This window comes from Xanthobacter sp. SG618, assembly GCF_012932745.1.
In the GTDB taxonomy this organism is placed as follows: Bacteria; Pseudomonadota; Alphaproteobacteria; order Rhizobiales; family Xanthobacteraceae; genus Xanthobacter; species Xanthobacter flavus.
In genome coordinates, this window is sequence record NZ_JABBHL010000010.1 from 23,707 (window position 1) to 43,179 (window position 19,473).

At 69.4% G+C, this 19,473-nt stretch carries 14 protein-coding genes; 3 read left to right on the forward strand and 11 right to left on the reverse strand.

Annotated features, from left to right (window positions below):
* Positions 1-9 precede the first annotated feature (9 nt).
* Positions 10-780, forward strand: coding sequence for a carboxylesterase (locus FHT36_RS22045; RefSeq protein ID WP_169124617.1), 771 nt, complete (start codon positions 10-12; stop codon positions 778-780).
* 198 nt (positions 781-978) lie between these two features.
* On the opposite strand, the gene FHT36_RS22050 is transcribed toward FHT36_RS22045, so the two are convergent.
* Positions 979-2,262, reverse strand: a complete 1,284-nt coding sequence (locus FHT36_RS22050) for a lytic murein transglycosylase (RefSeq protein WP_281809671.1) — start codon at positions 2,260-2,262, stop codon at positions 979-981.
* A gap of 338 nt (positions 2,263-2,600) precedes the next feature.
* Here FHT36_RS22050 and galU point away from each other — a divergent pair, with 338 nt between their 5' ends.
* On the forward strand, positions 2,601-3,488 hold the full coding sequence (galU, locus tag FHT36_RS22055) for a UTP--glucose-1-phosphate uridylyltransferase GalU (protein ID WP_169124619.1): 888 nt from the start codon (positions 2,601-2,603) through the stop codon (positions 3,486-3,488).
* Positions 3,489-3,738: 250 nt separating this feature from the next.
* Here the strand turns inward: galU and FHT36_RS22060 are convergent, their stop codons facing one another.
* The 10 genes from FHT36_RS22060 to FHT36_RS22105 all read right to left on the reverse strand — a co-directional run bounded on the left by FHT36_RS22060 (position 3,739) and on the right by FHT36_RS22105 (position 17,462).
* Entirely contained in the window at positions 3,739-7,218 is a 3,480-nt protein-coding gene (locus tag FHT36_RS22060) for an indolepyruvate ferredoxin oxidoreductase family protein (RefSeq protein WP_169124620.1), read from the reverse strand.
* Between the two features lie 193 nt (positions 7,219-7,411).
* Positions 7,412-8,452, reverse strand: coding sequence for a nickel/cobalt transporter (locus FHT36_RS22065; RefSeq protein ID WP_348644545.1), 1,041 nt, complete (start codon positions 8,450-8,452; stop codon positions 7,412-7,414).
* On the reverse strand, positions 8,449-9,084 hold the full coding sequence (locus FHT36_RS22070; RefSeq protein WP_169124621.1) for a DUF1007 family protein: 636 nt from the start codon (positions 9,082-9,084) through the stop codon (positions 8,449-8,451). Before FHT36_RS22070 ends, FHT36_RS22065 begins: the two co-directional genes overlap by 4 nt.
* 178 nt (positions 9,085-9,262) lie before the next feature.
* Positions 9,263-10,204 carry a prephenate/arogenate dehydrogenase family protein gene (locus FHT36_RS22075; RefSeq protein WP_169124622.1) on the reverse strand — a complete coding sequence of 314 codons (942 nt, stop codon included), beginning with the start codon at positions 10,202-10,204 and terminating at the stop codon, positions 9,263-9,265.
* The gene (gene hisC / locus FHT36_RS22080) at positions 10,201-11,343 is read right to left on the reverse strand and encodes a histidinol-phosphate transaminase (protein WP_169124623.1); all 1,143 of its coding nucleotides are present in this window, start codon (positions 11,341-11,343) and stop codon (positions 10,201-10,203) included. The genes FHT36_RS22075 and hisC overlap by 4 nt, the downstream gene beginning before the upstream one ends.
* 26 nt (positions 11,344-11,369) lie before the next feature.
* A complete protein-coding gene (locus FHT36_RS22085; RefSeq protein ID WP_246702381.1) occupies positions 11,370-12,257 on the reverse strand; it encodes a chorismate mutase in 888 nt (295 codons plus the stop codon).
* Positions 12,258-12,460: 203 nt separating this feature from the next.
* A complete protein-coding gene (locus FHT36_RS22090) occupies positions 12,461-13,180 on the reverse strand; it encodes a hypothetical protein (protein ID WP_169124624.1) in 720 nt (239 codons plus the stop codon).
* A 17-nt stretch (positions 13,181-13,197) separates the two neighbouring features.
* The gene (locus FHT36_RS22095; RefSeq protein WP_169124625.1) at positions 13,198-14,466 is read right to left on the reverse strand and encodes a cytochrome P450; all 1,269 of its coding nucleotides are present in this window, start codon (positions 14,464-14,466) and stop codon (positions 13,198-13,200) included.
* On the reverse strand, positions 14,453-16,192 hold the full coding sequence (locus FHT36_RS22100) for a di-heme-cytochrome C peroxidase (protein ID WP_169124626.1): 1,740 nt from the start codon (positions 16,190-16,192) through the stop codon (positions 14,453-14,455). Before FHT36_RS22100 ends, FHT36_RS22095 begins: the two co-directional genes overlap by 14 nt.
* A gap of 133 nt (positions 16,193-16,325) precedes the next feature.
* Positions 16,326-17,462: a helix-turn-helix transcriptional regulator gene (locus tag FHT36_RS22105; protein WP_169124627.1), complete on the reverse strand. Its 1,137-nt coding sequence runs from the start codon at positions 17,460-17,462 to the stop codon at positions 16,326-16,328.
* A 328-nt stretch (positions 17,463-17,790) separates the two neighbouring features.
* On the opposite strand from FHT36_RS22105, the gene FHT36_RS22110 reads away from it, so the two are divergent.
* Positions 17,791-19,260, forward strand: a complete 1,470-nt coding sequence (locus FHT36_RS22110) for a hypothetical protein (protein ID WP_169124628.1) — start codon at positions 17,791-17,793, stop codon at positions 19,258-19,260.
* Positions 19,261-19,473: the final 213 nt, after the last annotated feature.

Below are 19,473 nucleotides of genomic sequence, written 5' to 3' on the forward strand. Positions count from 1 at the left end.
GCTGACGCCATGACCGAGACCATCCCCGGCGAAACCGCCTCCACCCTCGACGTGGACGGCCGCGCCATCGCCATCCGCGCCATTCCCGGCGCGGCGCCCGGCCTGTTCTGGCTCGGCGGCTTCAAGTCGGACATGACCGGCACCAAGGCCGAGCACCTCGCCCGCTGGGCGCAGGGGCGGGGGCAGGCGAACGTGCGGTTCGACTATTCCGGCCATGGCGCATCCGGCGGGGCGTTCGAGGAGAGCACGATCTCGCGCTGGCTCGGCGAGGCGCTGGCGGTATTCGACCAAGCCACCTCCGGCCCGCAGGTGGTGATCGGCTCGTCCATGGGGGGCTGGATCGCGCTGCTGCTCGCCCGCGCCCTCGCGGCGCGGGGGGAGAAGCGGCTGAAGGGGCTGGTGCTGGTGGCGCCGGCGCCGGACTTCACCGAGGCCCTGATGTGGGACAAGTTCCCGCCCCCGGTGCGTGAGCTGATCGAGACCTCCGGCCGCTTCCTCAAGCCGACGCTCTATGGCGAGGATCCCTATGTCATCACCCGCGAGCTGATCGAGGACGGGCGCCGCCATCTGCTGCTCGGCACGCCGTTCGCGGTGGGCTGCCCGGTGCGCATCCTTCAGGGCGCGCGGGACGAGGACGTGCCGTGGGAGCACGCCATGCGCCTCGTGAGCTGCCTTGCCGAGGACGACGTGGTGTTCTCCCTCATCAAGGACGGCGACCACCGCCTGTCCCGCCCGGAGGATCTGGAGCGGCTGACGGAGGCGGTGGAAGGGCTGGTGTGAGACCGTTCCCGGGACAAGCGACGGCAAGCGACGGCGCAGCCGGAGCGCTGATCCGGGGGCCAGCGCGAGGCTCCCGCGCAGCGGGCAGCCTGAAGGCTGTAGGGTTCGGAAGCGCCTTCGGCCAACTCTTGCGCTGGGCCCCGGCTCGCATTCCGCTGTCGCCGCATGCGTCCGGGGCGCGAGGGGCGCGCCCGCCCCTCAGCGGCGCATCTGCTGGAGCAGGGCGAGGTCGGGATAGCCGTCCGGCAGCAGGCCGGCGCGGACTTGGAAGTCCTGGATGGCGACGCGGCTCTTCTGGCCGAGGATGCCGTCCACGTTGCCGATGTCGTAGCCCATCTGGGCGAGGCGGCCCTGGATTTCCTGCCGCTCGGCCTTGGAGAGGCCGCGCTCTTCCTTCGGCCAGGACTGGACGAAGGCACCGCCGCCACGCAGCCGGTCGGCGAGATGGCCGATGGCGAGGGCGTAGGCGTCCGCCGGGTTGTACTTCAGGATGGCGTCGAAATTCTTCATCATCAGGAAGGCGGGGCCGTTGGCGCCGCCCGGCAGCAGCAGATAGGCGGTGTCCGTGGGCCGCGGGAAGGCGACGCCGTTGGCCCGGCGCACGCCGAGCGCGTTCCATTCCCCCAGCGTCTTCTTGGTGCTGCGGCTGGCGAGGCGGTAGTCGAAGCCCTGCGGCAGCGCCACCTCATAGCCCCACGCCTTGCCGAACTCCCAGCCATCGAGCTTCAGGTTGTTGGCGGTGGAGGCGATGATGTCGGGGATGGAATCCACCACGTTGCGCTTGCCGTCGCCGTCGAAGTCCACGGCAAAGCGCTGGAACGAGGTCGGCATGAACTGGGTGGGGCCGAACGCGCCCGCCCACGACCCCTTCAGGTGGTCGTAGGGCACGTCGCCCTTTTCCAGGATCTGCAGGGTGGCGATGAATTCGTCGCGGAAATAGTCCTGCCGCCGGCCGATGCAGGCGAGGGTGGCCGTGGATTCCAGCACGTTGCGCGAGCCGATGCCGTTCGGGTCGCCATAGGTGGATTCGATGCCCCAGATGGCGGTCACGGCGTAGCGGTCGACCCCGTAGGCCTTCTCCGCGCGGTCGAAGATGGGCTTGTAGCGCTCCAGCACCTCCCGGCCCTTCTTCACCCGCCACTCGGTGACGAGCATGTTCACATAGGCGCCGATGGGCTTGGAAAATTCCGGCTGGCTGTCCATGAAGTCCATGATCTTCATCTGCGGTTGCAGCGAAGCCGTGTACTTGTCGAACGTGCGCCTTGAGACGCCCTTGGCCTGCGCCAGCGGCCACAGATTGGCGATGCACTGGGGAAAGTTCGCCTCGGCCTGGGCGAGGGCCTGCGGCGTCATCAGCGGATGGCCGGCGCCGGCCGGAGGGGTCTGCTGGGCCGGCGGGAAGCCGAAGATGGAGCCGGTGGTCTGGGCCTGTCCGGCGGCGGGACTGACGAGGCCGGCGAACAGCGCGAGCGTCACGGCCACGCCGCTTCCGAATGTGGTCCTTTCGCGCGTCGTCGATGCCATCTTGAAAGCCTTCCCTTTCCGGCCTGCCGCGAGGGCGCCGGGATGATCGTCTGAGGCTCCTACTGGGCGGCAATATGGTTGCGTCGCGGTTAATGGATGGCAAGTTTCAACGGCCGGTATGCCGTTGGGGCGGCATTAACCGAAGTTGGGGAACACGGCCGCGATCTCTGCCGTTGCCACTCGGCTGCCATAGGGGCAGGAAAGGTTTCTAGGCGGCGGCGTGCCGCGAAGGGCGCCGTCCGCGCCAAGCTGTGCTAGACGACGGGCGTGGGTATTCAGGAGGGGCATTACTCAAGATGCGTAGACCCATTCGCAAGGCGATCCTACCCGTCGCGGGCCTCGGCACGCGCTTCCTGCCGGCGACCAAGGCGGTGCCGAAGGAGATGCTGACGGTGGTGGACCGGCCCGTCGTGCAGCACGTGGTGGACGAAGCCCGCGCCGCCGGCATCGAGCACATCGTCTTCGTCACCGGCCGCAACAAGGCGGTGATCGAGGACCATTTCGACCGCCAGTTCGAGTTGGAGCGCACCCTGCAGGAGCGTGGCAAGGTCAAGGAGCTGGAGCAGCTCGACCGCGACACGCCCAAGGCCGGCACCACCTCCTTCACCCGCCAGCAGCTGCCCCTCGGCCTCGGCCACGCGGTGTGGTGCGCGCGCGACATCATCGGCGACGAGCCGTTCGCGCTGCTGCTGCCCGACATGCTCCACATGCCGAAAAATGGCCACGGCTGCCTCGCCTCCATGGTCGAGGCCTACAACGAGACCGGCGGCAACGTGGTTTCGGTGTACGAGGTGCCGGACGACCAGACCCACCAATACGGCATCGTCGGCACCGGCGCCGAGGCGGGCAAGGGCGCCAAGGCCATCACCCAGATGGTCGAGAAGCCCAAGGCCGGCACGGCGCCGAGCAACCTCGCCATTTCCGGCCGCTACATCCTCCAGCCGGGCATCTTCGACCTGCTGGCCAAGCAGGAGCGCGGCGCCGGCAACGAGATCCAGCTCACCGATTCCATGCTGAAGCTGAAGGAAACCGAGGCGTTCTATTCGGTGCAGTTCGACGGCCACGTCTATGACTGCGGCTCGAAGATCGGCTTCCTCATGGCCAACGTCGCCTACGCGCTGTCCCGCCCCGACATCGAGGGTGAGTTCCGCGCTGAGCTGAAGGCCATCCTGGGCGGGAACTGAGAGTTCTCCTCCCTCTCCCCTCGAAGTCGGCTTTTGCCGACTTCGATCTCCACGAACCGAACTCGGCTGCTGCCGAGTTCGGGCGGGAGAGGGGTCGGGGGTAAGGGGGAGCGTAGTCTCCGCCTCGCCGGCGTCGGGGGCAAGCGAACTCGCCGGCGTCGGGGGCAAGCGGAGCGGCCCCCTCATCCGTCTCGCGGCTTGCGCCGCGATCCACCTTCTCCCGCGAGGGGAGAAGGGATTTCTCCGAGACCTACTCCGCCGCCACGGCGGTGGGAGCCGGCGGGTTGCGGAAGCGGGCGAGGAGGTCCTTCTCCTCGGCCTTGGCGGCTTCCAGGTGCCGCAGCTTCACGTGGCCGAAGCCGCGGATCTTCTCCGGGATCGAGGCGATGGCCACCGCGATGGCGTGGTTGGCGGGATCGAGCTTCGCCAGCAGTTCACCCACCGTGCGCTCATAGTCCGCGATCAGCGCCCGCTCGGTCTTGCGCTCGTCCGTGTAGCCGAAGACGTCGAAGGCGGTGCCGCGCAGGCCCTTGAGCTTCGCCAGCAAGCCAAAACCCTTCATCATCCACGGCCCGAGGGTGATCTTGCGCGGCTCCCCCGTCGTCTCGTTGCGGCGGGCGAGGAGCGGCGGGGCGAGGTGAAATTCGAACCTCAGATCGCCGTCGAAGGCCGCGTCCGCCTGGGCGCGGAAGGCGCCGTCGGCATAGAGCCGGGCGACCTCGTACTCGTCCTTGTAGGCCATGAGCTTGTAGAGATTCTTCGCCACCGCCTCGGCGAGACCGCCACGGCCGGGCGCCTTCGCGCCTTCCGCCGCGCGCACCTTGTCCAACAGAGCCTTGTAGCGGGCCGCATAAGCGGCGTTCTGGTAGAGCGTGAGGTCGGCGACGCGGCGGGCAATCACCTCGTCGAGGCTCTGGGAGAGGCGGCGGGCATCGCTGGAGACGGTGCCCTTCGGCGTGGCGATGGCCTCCACGGCGGCCGGATCATGGGCGGCGCGGCGGCCCCACAGGAAGGCGGCCTTGTTCATGGCCACCGCTTCCCCGTTCAGTTCGATGGCCCGCTCGATGGCGGCGGCCGAGAGGGGCAAAGCGCCGAACTGGTAGGCATAGCCCACCATGAAGATGTTCTGCGCCAGCGCATTGCCGAACAGCGCCTGGGCGAGGCGGCTCGCCTCGATGAAGTGGGTCTGCGGCTCGCCCACCGCCTCGCGGATGGTGCGCTTGATGCGCTCGGTGGGCAGGGAATAGTCGGCATTGCGGGTGAAGTCGCCGGGCAGCACCTCGTGGGTGTTGACCACACAGATGGTCTTGCCCGGCTTCACCGCCGCCAGCACCTTCTTGGTGCCGGCCACCACCAGGTCACCGCCCAGCACCACGTCGGCCCCGCGCGCCGGCACGCGGATGGCGGTGATGTCGGCGGGATCGTTGGCGAGGCGGATATGGCTGTAGACGGCGCCGCCCTTCTGGGCGAGGCCGGCCATGTCGATCATGCCGCAGGCCTTGCCTTCCAGATGCGCGGCCATGCCGAGGATGGCGCCGATGGTGACGACGCCGGTGCCACCGACGCCCGTGGCGATGACGCCATAGGTGCCGTGGATTTCAGGATGCGCCGGCTCCGGCAATTCGGGCCAGCTGTCGGCGCCGGCCGCCGCGCCGGCGCTCTTCTTCGGCTTGGCGCCCTTCACCGTGACGAAGGAGGGGCAAAAGCCGTTCACGCAGGAGAAGTCCTTGTTGCAGGACGACTGATCGATCTCGCGCTTGCGGCCCCATTCGGTCTCCAGCGGCTGCACGGAGACGCAGTTGGACTTCACCCCGCAATCGCCGCAGCCCTCGCAGACGCGCTCATTGATGAGCACCCGCTTGTCCGGATCGGGGAACTGGCCGCGCTTCCTGCGCCGGCGCTTCTCGGAGGCGCAGGTCTGGTCGTAGATCAGCACGGTGACGCCGGGCACCGCCGCCAGCTCGCGCTGCACCGCATCCAGCTCGTCGCGGTGGTGGATGGTGAGGCCGGCCGGCCAGAGGGTGTTGGCCGCGTACTTGTCCGGCTCGTCGGTGACGACGACGACGCGCTCCACCCCTTCCGCCGCCACCTGCCGGGCGATGACGGGGACGGTGAGGTCGCCGTCATGCTTCTGGCCGCCGGTCATGGCGACCGCATCGTTGAAGAGGATCTTGTAGGTGACGTTCACCTTGGCGGCGCAGGCGGCGCGAAGGGCGAGGTAGCCCGAATGGTTGTAGGTGCCGTCGCCGAGATTCTGGAACACGTGGTTGCGCTTGGAGAAGGAGGCTTCGCCGATCCAGTTGGCGCCCTCGCCGCCCATCTGGGTGAAGCCGGTGGTCTCCCGGTCCATCCACTGCACCATGTAGTGGCAGCCGATGCCGGCATAGGCGCGCATGCCCTCGGGCACCTTGGTGGACGAATTGTGCGGGCAGCCGGAGCAGAAATAGGGGATGCGGGTCGCCACGTCCGAGGTGGCGGCGAGCACCCGCTGGGCATCCTCCAGCTCCGCGACGCGGGCGGCGATGTCCGGAATGTCGCCATAGGCGAGGAGCCGGCGGCCGAGCTGGATGGCGATGTCGTTGGGGTCGAGCGCGCCCTTCACCGGGAACATCCAGCGGCCCTGCTCGTCCTTCTTGCCGATGCAGACGGGCTGGTTGGCGGTGCCGTACAGCTCCTCGCGCACCTGCACCTCGATGAGGGAGCGCTTCTCCTCCACCACCATGATGAGGTCGAGGCCCTTGGCGAACTCGTAGAGGCCCTGCGTCTCCAGCGGCCAGGGGCAGGCCACCTTCCAGATGCGCAGGCCGAGATCGTTGGCGCGCACTTCGTCGATGCCGAGTTCGTCCAGCGCGAGGCGCACGTCGAGGTAGGACTTGCCCACGGTGGCGATGCCGATGCGCGGACGGGCGCCGCCGGAGGTGATGAAGCGGTTGAGGCGATTGGCCCGCAGGAAGTGCAGCACGGCGTCGCGCTTGAACTCCTGAAGCCGCTCCTCCTGCGCGATCGGCGTGTCGCCGAGGCGGATGTTGAGGCCGCCGGGCGGCATGGCGAAGCCGAGCGCCGGCTCGATGCGCACGCGGTCCAGCCGCCCGTCCACGATGCCGGTACTCTCGATGGTGTCTTTCACCGCCTTGAGGCCGACCCAGGTGCCGGCGAAGCGCGACAGCGCCCAGCCATAGAGGCCGTAATCGATGATCTCCTGCACGCCGGCGGGGTTCAGCACCGGGATCATCACGTCGACGAAGTGGAATTCGCTCTGGTGGGCGGTGGTGGAGCTTTCGCAGGTGTGGTCGTCGCCCATCAGGGCGAGCACGCCGCCGTGGCGGGAGGTGCCGGCATTGTTGGCGTGGCGGAACACGTCGCCGGAACGGTCGACGCCCGGCCCCTTGCCGTACCAGAGGCCGAACACGCCGTCATACTTGCCCTCGCCACGCAGCTCCGCCTGCTGGGAGCCCCAGAGCGCGGTGGCGGCGAGGTCCTCGTTGAGGCCGGACATGAACTTGATGTCGTTGGCCTTGAGCACCTTTTCGGCGCGCAGGAACTGCTGGTCGAGGCCGCCGAGCGGGGAGCCGCGATAGCCGGTGACGTAGCCGGCCGTGTTGAGGCCGGCGCGCCGGTCGCGTTCCTTCTGCATCAAGGCGAGGCGGACCAGAGCCTGCGTGCCCGATACGAACACGCGCTCCTGGGACAGGTCATATTTGTCGTCGAGCGAAACAGGCTTCAGAGCCATCGCGACGCCTCCAGCGGGGCCGGGCAGGGGACGGCGTCGCGTGGAAATCACGCGCACCGTTCGCCTTTAGGCTGGCACGGAGTGTCGCACCCGGCAATTTCGTTGTTCCAATTCAAGGCGCAACGAAATTGCTGAAAAGCTGGGCGTGACGAATTTTGGTGCATTGCACCTGAAATTGGCTGCGTTGCGGCATTCAGCCCGGCAGCAGGCGCTCGCTTTCCAGATAGCCGGTGAGCAGGCCGAAACCGAACAGCATCACCAGCAGGGCGGCGCCAAGCTCCACCCCCAGCCGGGCCATGACCGACCACTTGGTGTCGCGGCCGGCGATGCGCACGGCGAGCCGCTTGCCGTAGACGGCGATGGCGGCGATGGCCGTCACGGTGGCGGCGGTGCCGAGGCCCATGGCGAAAGCGGCGGCGACACCGCTCATGAACACGCCCTGCGATAAAGCGAAGGTCAAAACGAGGATGGCGCCCGAGCACGGCCGCGCCCCGGCCGAGACCACGGCGACGGCGGCGCGCTTCCATCCGCCCTGTCCCACCAGCAGCATGGGATCGGGCGCGTGGCTATCGCCGCAATCGCAGTCGGCGGCGTGGACGTGCGCCGCGTCGCCCCGCGCCGCAGCAACGAGGGCGCGGCCCTTCACGATCGCGAGATAAAGCCCGAACAGGCCGATGCCGCCATAGGCCGCGACCTCCACCACCGTCATGGCCTGCGCCATGGAGACGGCGGTGGCGCCCAGCACCAGCGCGAGAATGCCGACGAAGAGGATGGCCGCCACCGCCTGCACCATGCCGGCGGCCAGCGACAGCACGGCGCCCCGGCGCAGCGTGCCGCCATCGGCGAGGAGATAGGAGGAGATCACCGCCTTGCCGTGCCCCGGACCTGCGGCATGGAAGACGCCGTAGGCGAAGGACAGGCCGGCGAGGAGGAAGGTGGCGTGGCCGTCCTGCTTGGCAGCACGCACCGCCTGCACCAGCGAGCGGTAGAATTCCGACTGCTTGGCGAGGATGAAGCCGGTGATGCCCGAGGGCGGCGCGCCGCCGCCGCCGAGGCCGAAGGGCGTCGCCTTCGGTCCGCCGCCACCGGGCGGGCCGAAGCCCTGCGCGAAGGCGAGATCAGGATAGAGCACCAGCGCCACGAGCAGCCCGAACAGCAGCGCCGCGCCAAGGCCGAGGGCGATCAGGCCCGCCCGGCGCATCCGGCCGGTGACGGCCGCGGTGGGTGCACTCACGGGCACTTCACCGTGATCTTGTCCGCGAACTGGGCGCCATAGGTGCTGCCCGAGGTGAGGCCGGCGAAGAAGGACTCGTTGAGGGTCGAGCTGGGCGGCGGCTCCGGCGAGGTGACTTCCTGCGTGCAGCCGGCCGGCGCCGCGACCATCTTCACCGGGTCGTTGTCGGCGAAGGAGAAGGAGACGAAGACGGTGGGGTCGTAGATCTCGATGGTGGCCGCCCCCTTCACCGCGATGGGCTTCGCCAGCGGCAGGGTGAAGTGCAGGGTCAGCAGATCGTTCTCGTAGGTGAGGTAATAATCCACCGGGTCCTTGAAGGCCAGCTTGCCGGTGGCGGTCTTTCCTCGCACGAAATAGTCATATTCTTTCAAGGACGTGACATTCACCTCGGCGAGCGGCTTCAGCACGTCGTCGCCATAGGAGCCGTCCTTCTGCTTCTCCAGCCCCTGCAAGGCGAAGGCGGTGAAGGCGTCGTCGAAGGTCCAGGCCTGCTTGAGGGCGGTGAGCTTGCCGTCGGCGCCGTAGACGACTTCGGTCTTCATGGTCACCCAGACATGGGGATGCGCCTCGGCCGCCCTGGGCAGGAGCGCCGCGGCGAGCAGCATGACGACGGGCAGCAGGCGCGCCAGCATCCGAATCTACTTCCTTGTGTCGGGGCGAACCCCTCTCAGGTCGCGCGAGACTTCGGCGGAATGGTGACGCCGGTCCCTACAGGCCTCATGACACGCGGATATGACACGCGGGTGTGACAGGGCCTGCCCGAGCGTCATATTCCGTGCGTCACATTGGCCGGCGCGCTCTTCCCGAGGGTCAGCTGTCCTCGTGCTTCGGCTTTTCCGCCGCGCGGCGGCCGAAGTCGGGGGCGGCGGTCTCCTGGCCCTGCTCGATGATGGAGCGGCGGATGGCGCGGGTGCGGGCGAAGTGCTCGAACAGCACGTCCCCGTCGCCGTAGCGGATGGCCCGCTGCAGGGCGGTCAGATCCTCGGTGAAGCGGCCGAGCATCTCCAGCACCGCTTCCCGGTTGGTCAGGAACACGTCGCGCCACATGGTGGGGTCGGACGAGGCGATGCGGGTGAAGTCGCGGAAGCCGCCGGCGGAGAACTTGATGACCTCGGAGGTCAGCGTCTCCTCCAGATGCGCCGCCGTGCCCACGATGTTGTAGGCGATGAGGTGGGGCACATGGCTGGTGATGGCGAGCACCAGATCATGGTGCTGGGCGCTCATGGTCTCCACGTTCGCCCCGGCCGCCCGCCACAAGGCGACGATGCGCGCCACCGCCTCGGGGTCCGCGCCCTCGGGCGGGGTGACGATGCACCAGCGGTTCTCGAACAAGGTGGCGAAGCCCGCGTCGGGGCCGGAGAATTCCGTGCCGGCCACCGGATGGGCGGGGATGAGATGGGCGTGGGCGGGCACATGGGGGGCCATGGCCTCCACCACGAAGCCCTTCACCGATCCCACGTCCGAGAGGATGGCGCCCGGCTTCAGACGCGGTCCCACCACCTCGGCGACCTTGCCGGAGGCGCCGACCGGCACGGCGACGACCACGATGTCGGAGCCTTCGGCGGCCTCTGCGGCATCCACCGTCACCACGTCGGCGAAGCCGAGTTGCCGCACGCGCTCGCACACGGCGGGATCGGCATCGGCGACGACGAGGGTGCCGGCGAGATGCTTCTCCCGCGCCGCGCGCGCCAGCGAGGAGCCGATGAGACCCGCGCCGATGATGGCGAGGCGCGGCACGAGGGGCTGGATCACTTGGTGGTCCCCGCCGCTCCGCTGGCCATGAATTCGGTGAGGGCGGCGACCACCAGTTCGTTGGCCTCCTCGGTGCCCACCGTCATGCGGAGGGCATTGGGCAGGCCGTAGCTCGACACCTGCCGCAGCACCAGCCCCCGGCGCGTGAGGAAGGCGTCCGCCTCCTTCGCCGTGCGGCCGGGCTCTTCCGGGAAGTGGATGAGCAGGAAGTTGGCGACGGACGGCGTCACCTGAAGCCCCAGCGCCTCGATCTTGCCGGTGAGCCACGGCAGCCACTGCGCATTATGCGCCACGGCCTTTTCCACGTGCGCCGCATCCGCGATGGCCGCGGCGCCCGCCAGCAGGGCCGGGGTGTTCATGTTGAACGGCCCGCGGATGCGGTTCATGGCGTCGATGACATGGGCCGGACCCACCGCCCAGCCGATGCGCAGCGCGGCGAGGCCGTGGATCTTGGAGAAGGTGCGGGTCATGAGCACGTTCTCGGTGGAGAGCGCCAGCTCCAGCCCGGTCTCGTAATCGTTGCGGCGGACATATTCGGCATAGGCCGCGTCCAGCACGAGGAGCACGTTGGAGGGCAGGCCCGCGTGCAGGCGCTTCACCTCGTCGAACGGCAGGTAGGTGCCGGTGGGGTTGTTCGGGTTGGCGAGGAAGACGAGGCGCGTCTTCGGCGTCACCAGCGCGAGCATCGCGTCCACGTCGGCGGTGAGGTCGCGTTCCTTTGCCACCACCGGCACACCGCCGGCGGCCAGCGTCGCGATCTTGTAAACGAGGAAGCCGTGCTCCGAATAGATCACCTCGTCGCCCGCCGCCACATAGGTGTGGGTCACGAGGTTCAGGATCTCGTCCGAGCCGGCGCCGCAGATGATGCGGTCGGGATCAAGCCCGTTGGCCTTGGCGATGGCCTGGCGCAGCGCGCTCGCAGAGCCGTCGGGATAGTCCTCCAGCCGGCGGCCGGCCTCGGCGAAGGCGGCGAGGGCCTTCTCGCTCGGGCCGAGGGGGGTCTCGTTGGAGGAGAGCTTGAACACCTTCTCCACCCCCGGCGCGTGGCTCTTGCCCGGCACATAGGCCTCGATGGCGAGCACGCCCGGCTTCGGCTCGGGCCGGCCGGTGGGGGTCGGGTCGTTCAGCACGGCGGACATCTCAGGTAACTCCAGACAATCTTTCTTCACGGCCGGGCGGCGGGGCGCACCACCTTGTGGGTGGCGGCGTGGCTGCCCACCTCGGCGACGGCACGGATGCCCGCGCCCGCCTCGGCGAGGGCGCCCGTCACCTCGTCCACGGCATGGCCGGGGGGCAGGGACACGAGCAAGGCGGCGCCGTCGAGGGCTTCATCCGGCGCCACCACCACCTCGGCGAAGGCGGGTATGGCACGGCCGGCGGCCGCGCTCCATCCCGTCACGCGCAGCGAATAGACGCGGACCTCGCGCACGGCGGCGTCCGCAATCGGGTGGGAGACCACGAACACCGGCAGGCCGGCGGGGTGGTCGTCGCGCTCCACGAAGGGCAGGCGGGCGATGATCTTGGGCGCGCCTTCCGCCTCCAGCGCTGTCCACCACGGATCGGCGGCCGAGGGAGAGGGGGCGGCGGCGAGCAGGCCGAGATCGCCGCGCGAGCCGGCCACCGCATCGATCACGCCCCGCGCGCCCATGTGGGGCAGGAACGGCACGGTGAAGCCGAAATGGAAGCGCGCGCTGTCGCGCATGGGCGCCTCGCCGCCGGAGAGGTCGGCGTGCACGGAATAGGGCGCCTGCACATAGGTGAAGGTGGCGATGATGACGCGCCAGATGCTCTCCACCGTGTCGAGGGGGAGCAGGCCGCGGTGGCGCTCCACCAGCCGGCGCATCATGTCCGCCTCGCGGGCGGGGCGGAAGGCGGAGCCGCCCTCGGTGCCCTGCGTGTGCTTCACCTGCACGAGGCGATCGATGATCTCGCTGCGCTCCATGAGCAGCTGGTGCATGGCCGCATCGATGCGGTCGATCTCGGAGCGCAGGTCGGCGAGGGAGAGGGGAGCGTCGTTCTGTGTCGCGTTCTGGGTCATGGCGCTCTGGGTCATGGCGTTCGCGCGTCCGGAGCGCACGCCCAGGCGGATGAAGTCCGTCCGCCGGATGAAACGCCCCTCCAACTCGGGGACGGAGACCGCGGGACCCGATCCGCCTGCGTTGCAGGCTTCCGGCACGCCCTCCAGCCGGCGAGGCTTACCGGGAACGGGCGCGGGAATCAAAACTTTGTTGCGCGGCTCGCCGGTAACAAGGCGCTCTAGCGCTTGAAATAGCCCTTCGCCAGATGCTGGGCGACGAAGGCGTCGATGGCGGCATGGATGGTGTCCCAGCGGGGCAGGGCGCTCGCCGGCACCTCCACGGCGGCCGACCAGACGGGGGTCTGGAACCAGAGCTGCGCGCGGGCGTCGGCGGCATCGGGGCTCGCCGGCAGGCGGGCAAGCACGCCGCGATCCTCGGAGATGCGCACCAGATAATCGCCCCCCGCCGCCGGAAACCGCTCCAGATCGTTGAGGAAGCCCTGCCTCTTGTCCTCCCGCCGGACGCTGGCGATGGTTTTGGTCATGCCGGCGAAATCGGGATGGGGGCCGAGGTAGAAGGCGGTGACCCGGATGGCCGGGTCATCCGGCGCCGGGTCGCCTTCTTTGCGCGGGGGCGCGACGCCGGGCGTCGCGGCATGGGCCGCCATGGCGGCGGCCATGTCCGAGAGGGGGAAGGCGAAGGCGGTCTCCCGGCTGCGGATGACGCAGCCGAGCAGGCCCAGCTCCGGCGGGGCGAGGGCATAGCGCACCGGAAAGGCGAAGAGGTCGTCCCCGGCGCGGAAAAACAGCGTCTCGCCATACTTCGCCACCGCCGCCCGCCGCGCCTCCTCCGCCTTGCCCGAAGGGGCCGGGGCGGGTTTGGCAGCAGGCTTCGCGGCAGGTTTCGCGACCGGCGCGGGCTGGCAGATGGCGGGAGGGACGTCGGGAACGGGAGCCATCCCGCAACTCTACTCCGTCAGGTCAGGCCGATGCGATAGGCCTGGGGAAACGGCGTGCCGGCCATGTCCACCGGCGCCAGCGGGCGGGCGGCGGGGCGCAGCAGCACGCGCTTCACGATCTCCGGGATCATGGTGCCGCCCACATAGCGGCCGAGGCATTCGTGGTGCCCGTAGCCGAAATGCAGGTAGGTGTGGAACGGCCGGTCCGGCTTGAAGGCGTCCGGCTCCGGCACGAAGTCCGGGTCGAACATGGCGGAGAGGCTCAAGGGGAGCACCACCGTGCCCTTGCCCAGCACCTTCTCCCGCGCCGTGCCTTTGGCGAGGGTGTAGGTCGCCGCCGCCTCGCGGAACATGAAGGCGACGATGGGCGAGAAGCGCAGCGCCTCCCACACATAGCCGTCGAACAGCGCATCGTCCCCCGCGGCCGCCGCCGCCCGCGCGCCGGCCAGCGCCTCGGGGCGGGCGAACAGTTCGGCGAGGGCGTTGATGACGGCTTCCGCCGTGGTCTCGATGGCGCCGATGAGCAGGCCGCCGATATTGATGACCACCCGGTCCATGCCGAAATGGTCCGCCGCCGGCAGATTGAGGCTGAGGATGCGGGTGAGGCTGTCGTCCGGCGCGGTGCCGGCCTTGATCTCGGCGATGCGCGCCGGGATGAGGGCGGCGAACAGGGCCCGCAGCTTCACCCGGCTGTCCTCCGCCGCCTGGTGGATGGCATCGGCGTCCGGGCGGTCGTCGTAGGGCAGGTTGTTGAACTGGTCCATCTGGTTGGCATAGGACCAGTCGAGCATGTCCTGGTCCGGCCCCTTGATGCCGAAGAAGCGCTGCACGATGCGCAGGGGCACGAGCCGCGCCAGCTTCTGCACCGCCTCGATCTCGCCGCCCGCCGCGTTCAGCGCCTCATCCGCGATTTCCGCCACGGCGGCGCGGATCTTCGGCAGGTCGTCCCAGGCGAGGATGGCGCGCATCACGGACTTGTCGCGGTAGTTCACCACCGTCTCGTCCATGGCGAGCATGAAGTCGCCCATCTTGGGCTTGTAGAGATCGACGGTGAACACCTTCGGCACCGACAGGATCTCGATCACGTCCGCTCGCTTGGCGACGAGCGTCACCTCGCTGGTCTCGTAGACCGGCGCGTGGGCGCGCAGCTCGGCGAAGAAGGGGCGCGGCTCGCTGGAAATCCAGCCCCGCGCCAGCGGCCAGCGCTCGGCGGGACGGACGGCGGCGAGCTTGTCGAGATAGGGCGTGTAGGGGCGCACGCGCGCCGCGGCCTCAGTGGCGGACATCGGGCCCCTCCAGGACCTTGAGATATTCGATGATGGCATAGCGATCCTCGGGGGAGAGCTTCGCCCCGGTGGGGAAGGCGTGGCCGCGGTTGGAATTGCCGGGCAGGCTGGTGTCGAAGCGCGACAGGCGCGGGCGCTCGGCCTCGGGGATCGAATCGTAGGACGAGACGAAGCCCAGCTTCTCCGCGTCGAAACGCTTCGAGCCCACATAGAACACTGCCGGGCGCTCCTCCTCGGGGGAGAGCAGGTCATAGATGGTAGGCACCGAGCCGTTGTGCAGGAACGGCCCCGTGGCCCACACGCCGGCGAGCGGGCCGGCCTTGTAGCTCGGCGGCAGCAGCCAGCCGGATTGCGGCGTGGTGCTGCCGGGGGCGAAGCGCCAGCCATAGGCGGCCTTGCGCGCATCGCCGGTGATGCCGCGGGCGCGCAGGTCGTTCTCGGTGATGGTGCTCACCGCCGCCAGCAGCAGGGAGCCGGCGAGCACCTGCTGGCCATCCGGGGAATGCGGCGCCGTGCCCAGGAGCGGGGCAAGAGCGCCGGGCTTGGCGTAGCGGGTGATGAAGTTCATCGCCATCTTCGGGTCGGTCTTCACGGTGTTGACGTCCACCATGGAGACGGCCAGCCACTGCCGCCCGCCCTCGGTCTCGGCGGCGGGGGTGAGGCGATAGTCCGGGCCGCCGTGGCAGCCGGCGCAATTGGCCTTGAACAGTTCGGCGCCGCGCTTCGCCTTGGCGGCGTCCACCTTGCCCAGCACCTTCTCCGGCCACGGCGGCGGCTTCAGGCCGGAGACCCAGGCTTCGAGCGCGACGAGGTTTTCACCCAGCGCGGTGGAGCTGGCGGCGGCGAGGTTGCCGTTGGCGAAGTCCGCATGGCCGAACACGCCCAGCACCTCGCCGAGATTGCGGCCGAGCGGATTGCCGGCGACGCCGTTCCACTGCACGTAACGCTGCCAGGGCGTGGTCCACAGGAAGGGGTAACTTACGGGCGCATCGGGTATGCGGTAGTTGGCCGGCTCGTTGATGGCGGTCGCGGCGACCGCGTTCAGGATGTGGCCGAAGGCATCGAGCCGTCCGCGGCCATAGGGCACCGGAGTCCAGGAGGCGGCCTCAAGGCGCCGGATCTCGGTGGCGAGGGCTTCCAGCGCCGGGCGCACGGTCTTGGGGTCCATGGCCACGAGCCGCGCCGCGAAGCGCTGGAACTTGGCGGGATCGGCGAGGGTGATGTCGAGCGCCTTGCTGAGGCGCGCCATCAAAAGCTGGTAGTCGCCCTGCGAGGCGCCCCCGTCGATGCGGATCAGCGTGCCGTTCTTCGCCTCGATGTCGGCGGTGTGGCAGGCGGCGCAGGTGAGCCCCACCATGGGGCCGAGCGCGCCCGTAGCGGGGCGCGGGTCCTTCACGAAGCCGATGGGCAGGCCATCCGGATTGAGCGCAGAGGGGCCGTCCGCGGGCAGGAAGCCCATTTCCGCCACGTGGGCGGGATCGAGGAACGGCTTGTCGGACAGCGGCTGCTCCAGCGCCCGCAGCATGGCGTAGGGCATCAGCTGTGAGCCCTGGGAGGTGAAATAGAATTTCTCGCGCAGCTCTTTCGACCAGCCCTGGTCGAGCGCCTGCGCCTTGCCCGGCTCAGCCGGCGCCTCATTGCGCGACATGATGACGTCGGTGAGGGCGGCCAGCCCGAGAAACACGATGACCCCCGCCCCGAGGATCAGACCCTTGCGCCCCAACATTCTTTCCCCCGCATCCTGCCGCATCCCCGGCCCCTGCCGGCGGACGCCCGTTGCAACCCCTCAAGCGTGAGCGGCCGCGCCATCTCGGGCGCGGCCGTATGATGTTCACGCGACATGAACGCGCGATGAAGCGTCAGACCAGCGACAGATCGAGGCTCTCGCGCAGCCGTGCGACGAGCTCGCCCTGCCGGTTGGTGCCGGTCTTTTCGTAGAGCGCCTTCAGCTGGCTGCGCGCGGTGGAGAGCGCCACGTTGCGCTGCTGGGCGAAGTCGGCGAGGGAGGCCCCCACCGCCAGCGCCGCCGCCAGCGCCGCCTCGGAGGGCGTGAGCTTGAAGGTGGTCTGGATGCGCCGCGCCACATCGGCGCCGCCGCGCCCGGGCTGACGCACCACCACCGCGATCTGCGAGCGGGTGGCGAGGCGCGGGCTGCCCTCGCCTGCGGGCAGCGGGTGCAGCGACACCCGGAAGGGGCCGGCATCCTCGCCGGCGCGCGCCACTTCCATGTGCTCGGCATGGGTGATGTTCGCCTCGCCCCGCGCGGCGGCCAGCGCCAGCGCCACGGCGGCGGCCACCTGCCGCGAGGCGCGGTCGTCGCGGAAGGCGAGCCGCCCCTGCCGCACGGCAATGTCGCCGGACTTCACCATGGTCTCGCCGGCGCGGTTGACGTGGGCGACGTGCATCTCCGCATCCACGAGGAAGATGCCGGCATCCACGATGTCGAGGGCGGCGGCGATGTCGCCCACCTTCGCCTTCGCCTCGTCGAGCAGCGCGTAAAGCTCGAACGCACGCCGCAGGTGCGGCACCACGAGGCCGAGCTTCTGCCGCTCGGTCTGCCCGAACGGGCCCTGCGCCCGTCCGCGCATGGCGCAGATGGTGGCCATCACGTCGGCTTCCTGGGCGAAGTAGGAGACGAGCGAATGCTCGATGTCCATGGGCTCCACCACCTCGCGGAAGAGGGCGGAGGCGCGGAACTGGTCGGGGTCCACCCCGTCCTCGCCGCAGATGACGCGGCCGGGATTGGAGAGGATGTAAGAGAGGCGGGGGTCTTCCGTCGCATGGCGATAGAGGAAGGTCTTGTAATCGTTGTGGTCGTGGCCCCACACGCGCCAGGTCGGCTTGGTCTGCTGCTTGAGGCTGAAGACCGCGAGCTGGCCGACGCGCCCGTCGATGAAGCGGGTGACGCCCTCCAGGAGGATGCCCCACTGACGGGGATCGCCGGAAAGCTCGTAAACGTCCCCGACGAGGCGGGAGTAGTGATCGAGTTCGCCCATGTCCGTCCCATTTTTCGCGAGGCGATATCTCCGGCCGGGCCGGCGATCGCGTCGCCATGATCCGATGGGCCGCCATGGCCCACCCCGCGAGGACCGGACGGCGACTGTGTCTGCGTGCCTTGGTGACTGCCGCTGCCGAAGGGCGGCCCACGGAGATCGTGAGCGCAGCATTGCACAACCACCTCAGGCTGCAAGACGTCCCAAGGTCGGTCATCCCCCATTCGGATGATGCTTCCCGAACCGTTGGAATGCTGACGTAAGGGGGAGCCCCGGGGCGGGGGCATCAGAGGAGCGTGCCCTGAGAATGCGTGTCGAAAGGCCCCTTGAGATGACCACCGGAAGCGACGAGCAGCGCCCCTCGACCCGGGAGGCGATCAGCGCGCGCGTCCGGAGCCTCGCCATCGAGGCGGGTGCGCGGCCGAGCGACCATGGCTTCGGTCGCATGTTTCCTGCCCTCGCGACGCCCTCGCGCGGCATCGGCGAGGGACCGCGGACGCTGAAGGACCTCGCCCGCCTCGCCACCGCCATGGCAGCCTGCGCCGAGGCGCCGGACGGGCGCCCGCCCCGTCGCCGCGGCGAAGGCGATGCCGACATTCCCGCCGCCTATGCCTTCCTCGTGGAGTTCGTGCTCAACGATCTCGTGTGGGAGCGTCGGCCGGTGGAAGAGGCCGGGGCGACGGGCTGTGCCCCCATCGGCACCTTCTCTTCCTTGTTCAACCGCCGCTCCGGCTGCCTCGACCTCGAATCGGTCTATGACGCGCCGCGCGATCCCGCCGCCGTGCGGCGGATGCTGCTGGGGGAGGTGTGGCGCAATCCGCTGGGCGAGCCGGCGCTGCCGCCGAAGAAGAGCCCGCGCAACGACCTGCCGCGCCACCCCCGCGCCCTCGACCCGGCCCGTGATCGCGTGCCGCGCATGAGCGACGCGCGCAACGACCGCAGCCTGCCGCTCAGCCAGCTCCACGTCGCCTTCCTCAAGGCGCACAACGCATTGGTCGCCACCGGCCGCTCCTTCGAGGCGGCGCGCCGGGCGCTGCGCCAGCGCTATCAATGGATGGTGCTGTTCGACCTCCTGCCCAAGATCGCCGATCCGGCGGTGGTGGAGGCGGTGATGAGCGAGGGGCCGCTTCTGTGGCGGCAGGACAGGCCGGGGGACATCTTCATCCCCGTGGAATTCTGGGCGGCGGCCTTCGCCATTGCCCCCAGCCTCGCCCGGCCGAGCTACGACTTCAACCGCCACCTGAGGGATACGGAAGCCGCGGCCCTGTCAACCCGCGCCGCCCTCGGCCCCTCCGGCTCGGGCCCGGACGGCCTGCCGGCGAACCTCGTCATCGCCTGGGAAGGCTTTCTGCCGCTGGAGGCGGAGGCGCCGCAGCGGGCGCGGCGGCTCGACACCACCCTTGCCGGCGCGCCGGATACGGTGGAGGCGGCAGCGCTCCGGCACCTGTCGCGCGGCTACCGCCTCGGTCTGCCCAGCGGACAGGCGGTGGCGCAGCATCTCGGCCTGAAGCCGCTCCGGGACGACACGCTGCTCGCCGCTCTGCCGGAAGCCCAGCGCGTTGCCGCTTTGCCGTTCTGCGAGGCGACGCCGCTCTGGTTCTACATCCTCGCCGAGGCGGGCGATCCCGCCGGGCCGGCCGGGAAGCATCTCGGGCCGGTGGGCAGCCGCATCGTCGCCGAGGCCCTGTGGACGCTGGCCCGCCATTCGGATGCTTCCATCCTCGCGCCGGGCGAGCTGCGCGACTTCGACCGCTTCACCCTGAGCGACCTCGTCCTGCTCGCCGCCGAAGAGGACGGCTGAGCCAGACGGGTCATCGCGACTGGCCGAAAAAGGCCGCCGGCGCGCTGGGTGCCGGCGGCCTCTTCGCGTCGGCACAACCGCAGGGAGGTGCGGTGCGGGCAAGCTTGAGTATTGGCGCATTAATCTTGTTCACGCTGCCCGAAAATAAAGCAGAATGATCGGTAATCTGGTAAGCGTTATTCCTATTATGGTACCGTCTCAAAGTATTTATGC

Excerpts from the sequence above, each read along its gene's own strand:
- FHT36_RS22045 (WP_169124617.1), top strand. The coding sequence starts at position 10 with ATGACCGAGACCATCCCCGGCGAAACCGCCTCCACCCTCGACGTGGAC.
- galU (WP_169124619.1), top strand. The coding sequence starts at position 2,601 with ATGCGTAGACCCATTCGCAAGGCGATCCTACCCGTCGCGGGCCTCGGC.
- FHT36_RS22060 (WP_169124620.1), bottom strand. The coding sequence starts at position 7,218 with ATGGCTCTGAAGCCTGTTTCGCTCGACGACAAATATGACCTGTCCCAG.
- FHT36_RS22070 (WP_169124621.1), bottom strand. The coding sequence starts at position 9,084 with ATGCTGGCGCGCCTGCTGCCCGTCGTCATGCTGCTCGCCGCGGCGCTC.
- hisC (WP_169124623.1), bottom strand. The coding sequence starts at position 11,343 with ATGTCCGCCGTGCTGAACGACCCGACCCCCACCGGCCGGCCCGAGCCG.
- FHT36_RS22085 (WP_246702381.1), bottom strand. The coding sequence starts at position 12,257 with ATGACCCAGAGCGCCATGACCCAGAACGCGACACAGAACGACGCTCCC.
- FHT36_RS22090 (WP_169124624.1), bottom strand. The coding sequence starts at position 13,180 with ATGGCTCCCGTTCCCGACGTCCCTCCCGCCATCTGCCAGCCCGCGCCG.
- FHT36_RS22095 (WP_169124625.1), bottom strand. The coding sequence starts at position 14,466 with ATGTCCGCCACTGAGGCCGCGGCGCGCGTGCGCCCCTACACGCCCTAT.
- FHT36_RS22100 (WP_169124626.1), bottom strand. The coding sequence starts at position 16,192 with ATGTTGGGGCGCAAGGGTCTGATCCTCGGGGCGGGGGTCATCGTGTTT.
- FHT36_RS22105 (WP_169124627.1), bottom strand. The coding sequence starts at position 17,462 with ATGGGCGAACTCGATCACTACTCCCGCCTCGTCGGGGACGTTTACGAG.
- FHT36_RS22110 (WP_169124628.1), top strand. The coding sequence starts at position 17,791 with ATGACCACCGGAAGCGACGAGCAGCGCCCCTCGACCCGGGAGGCGATC.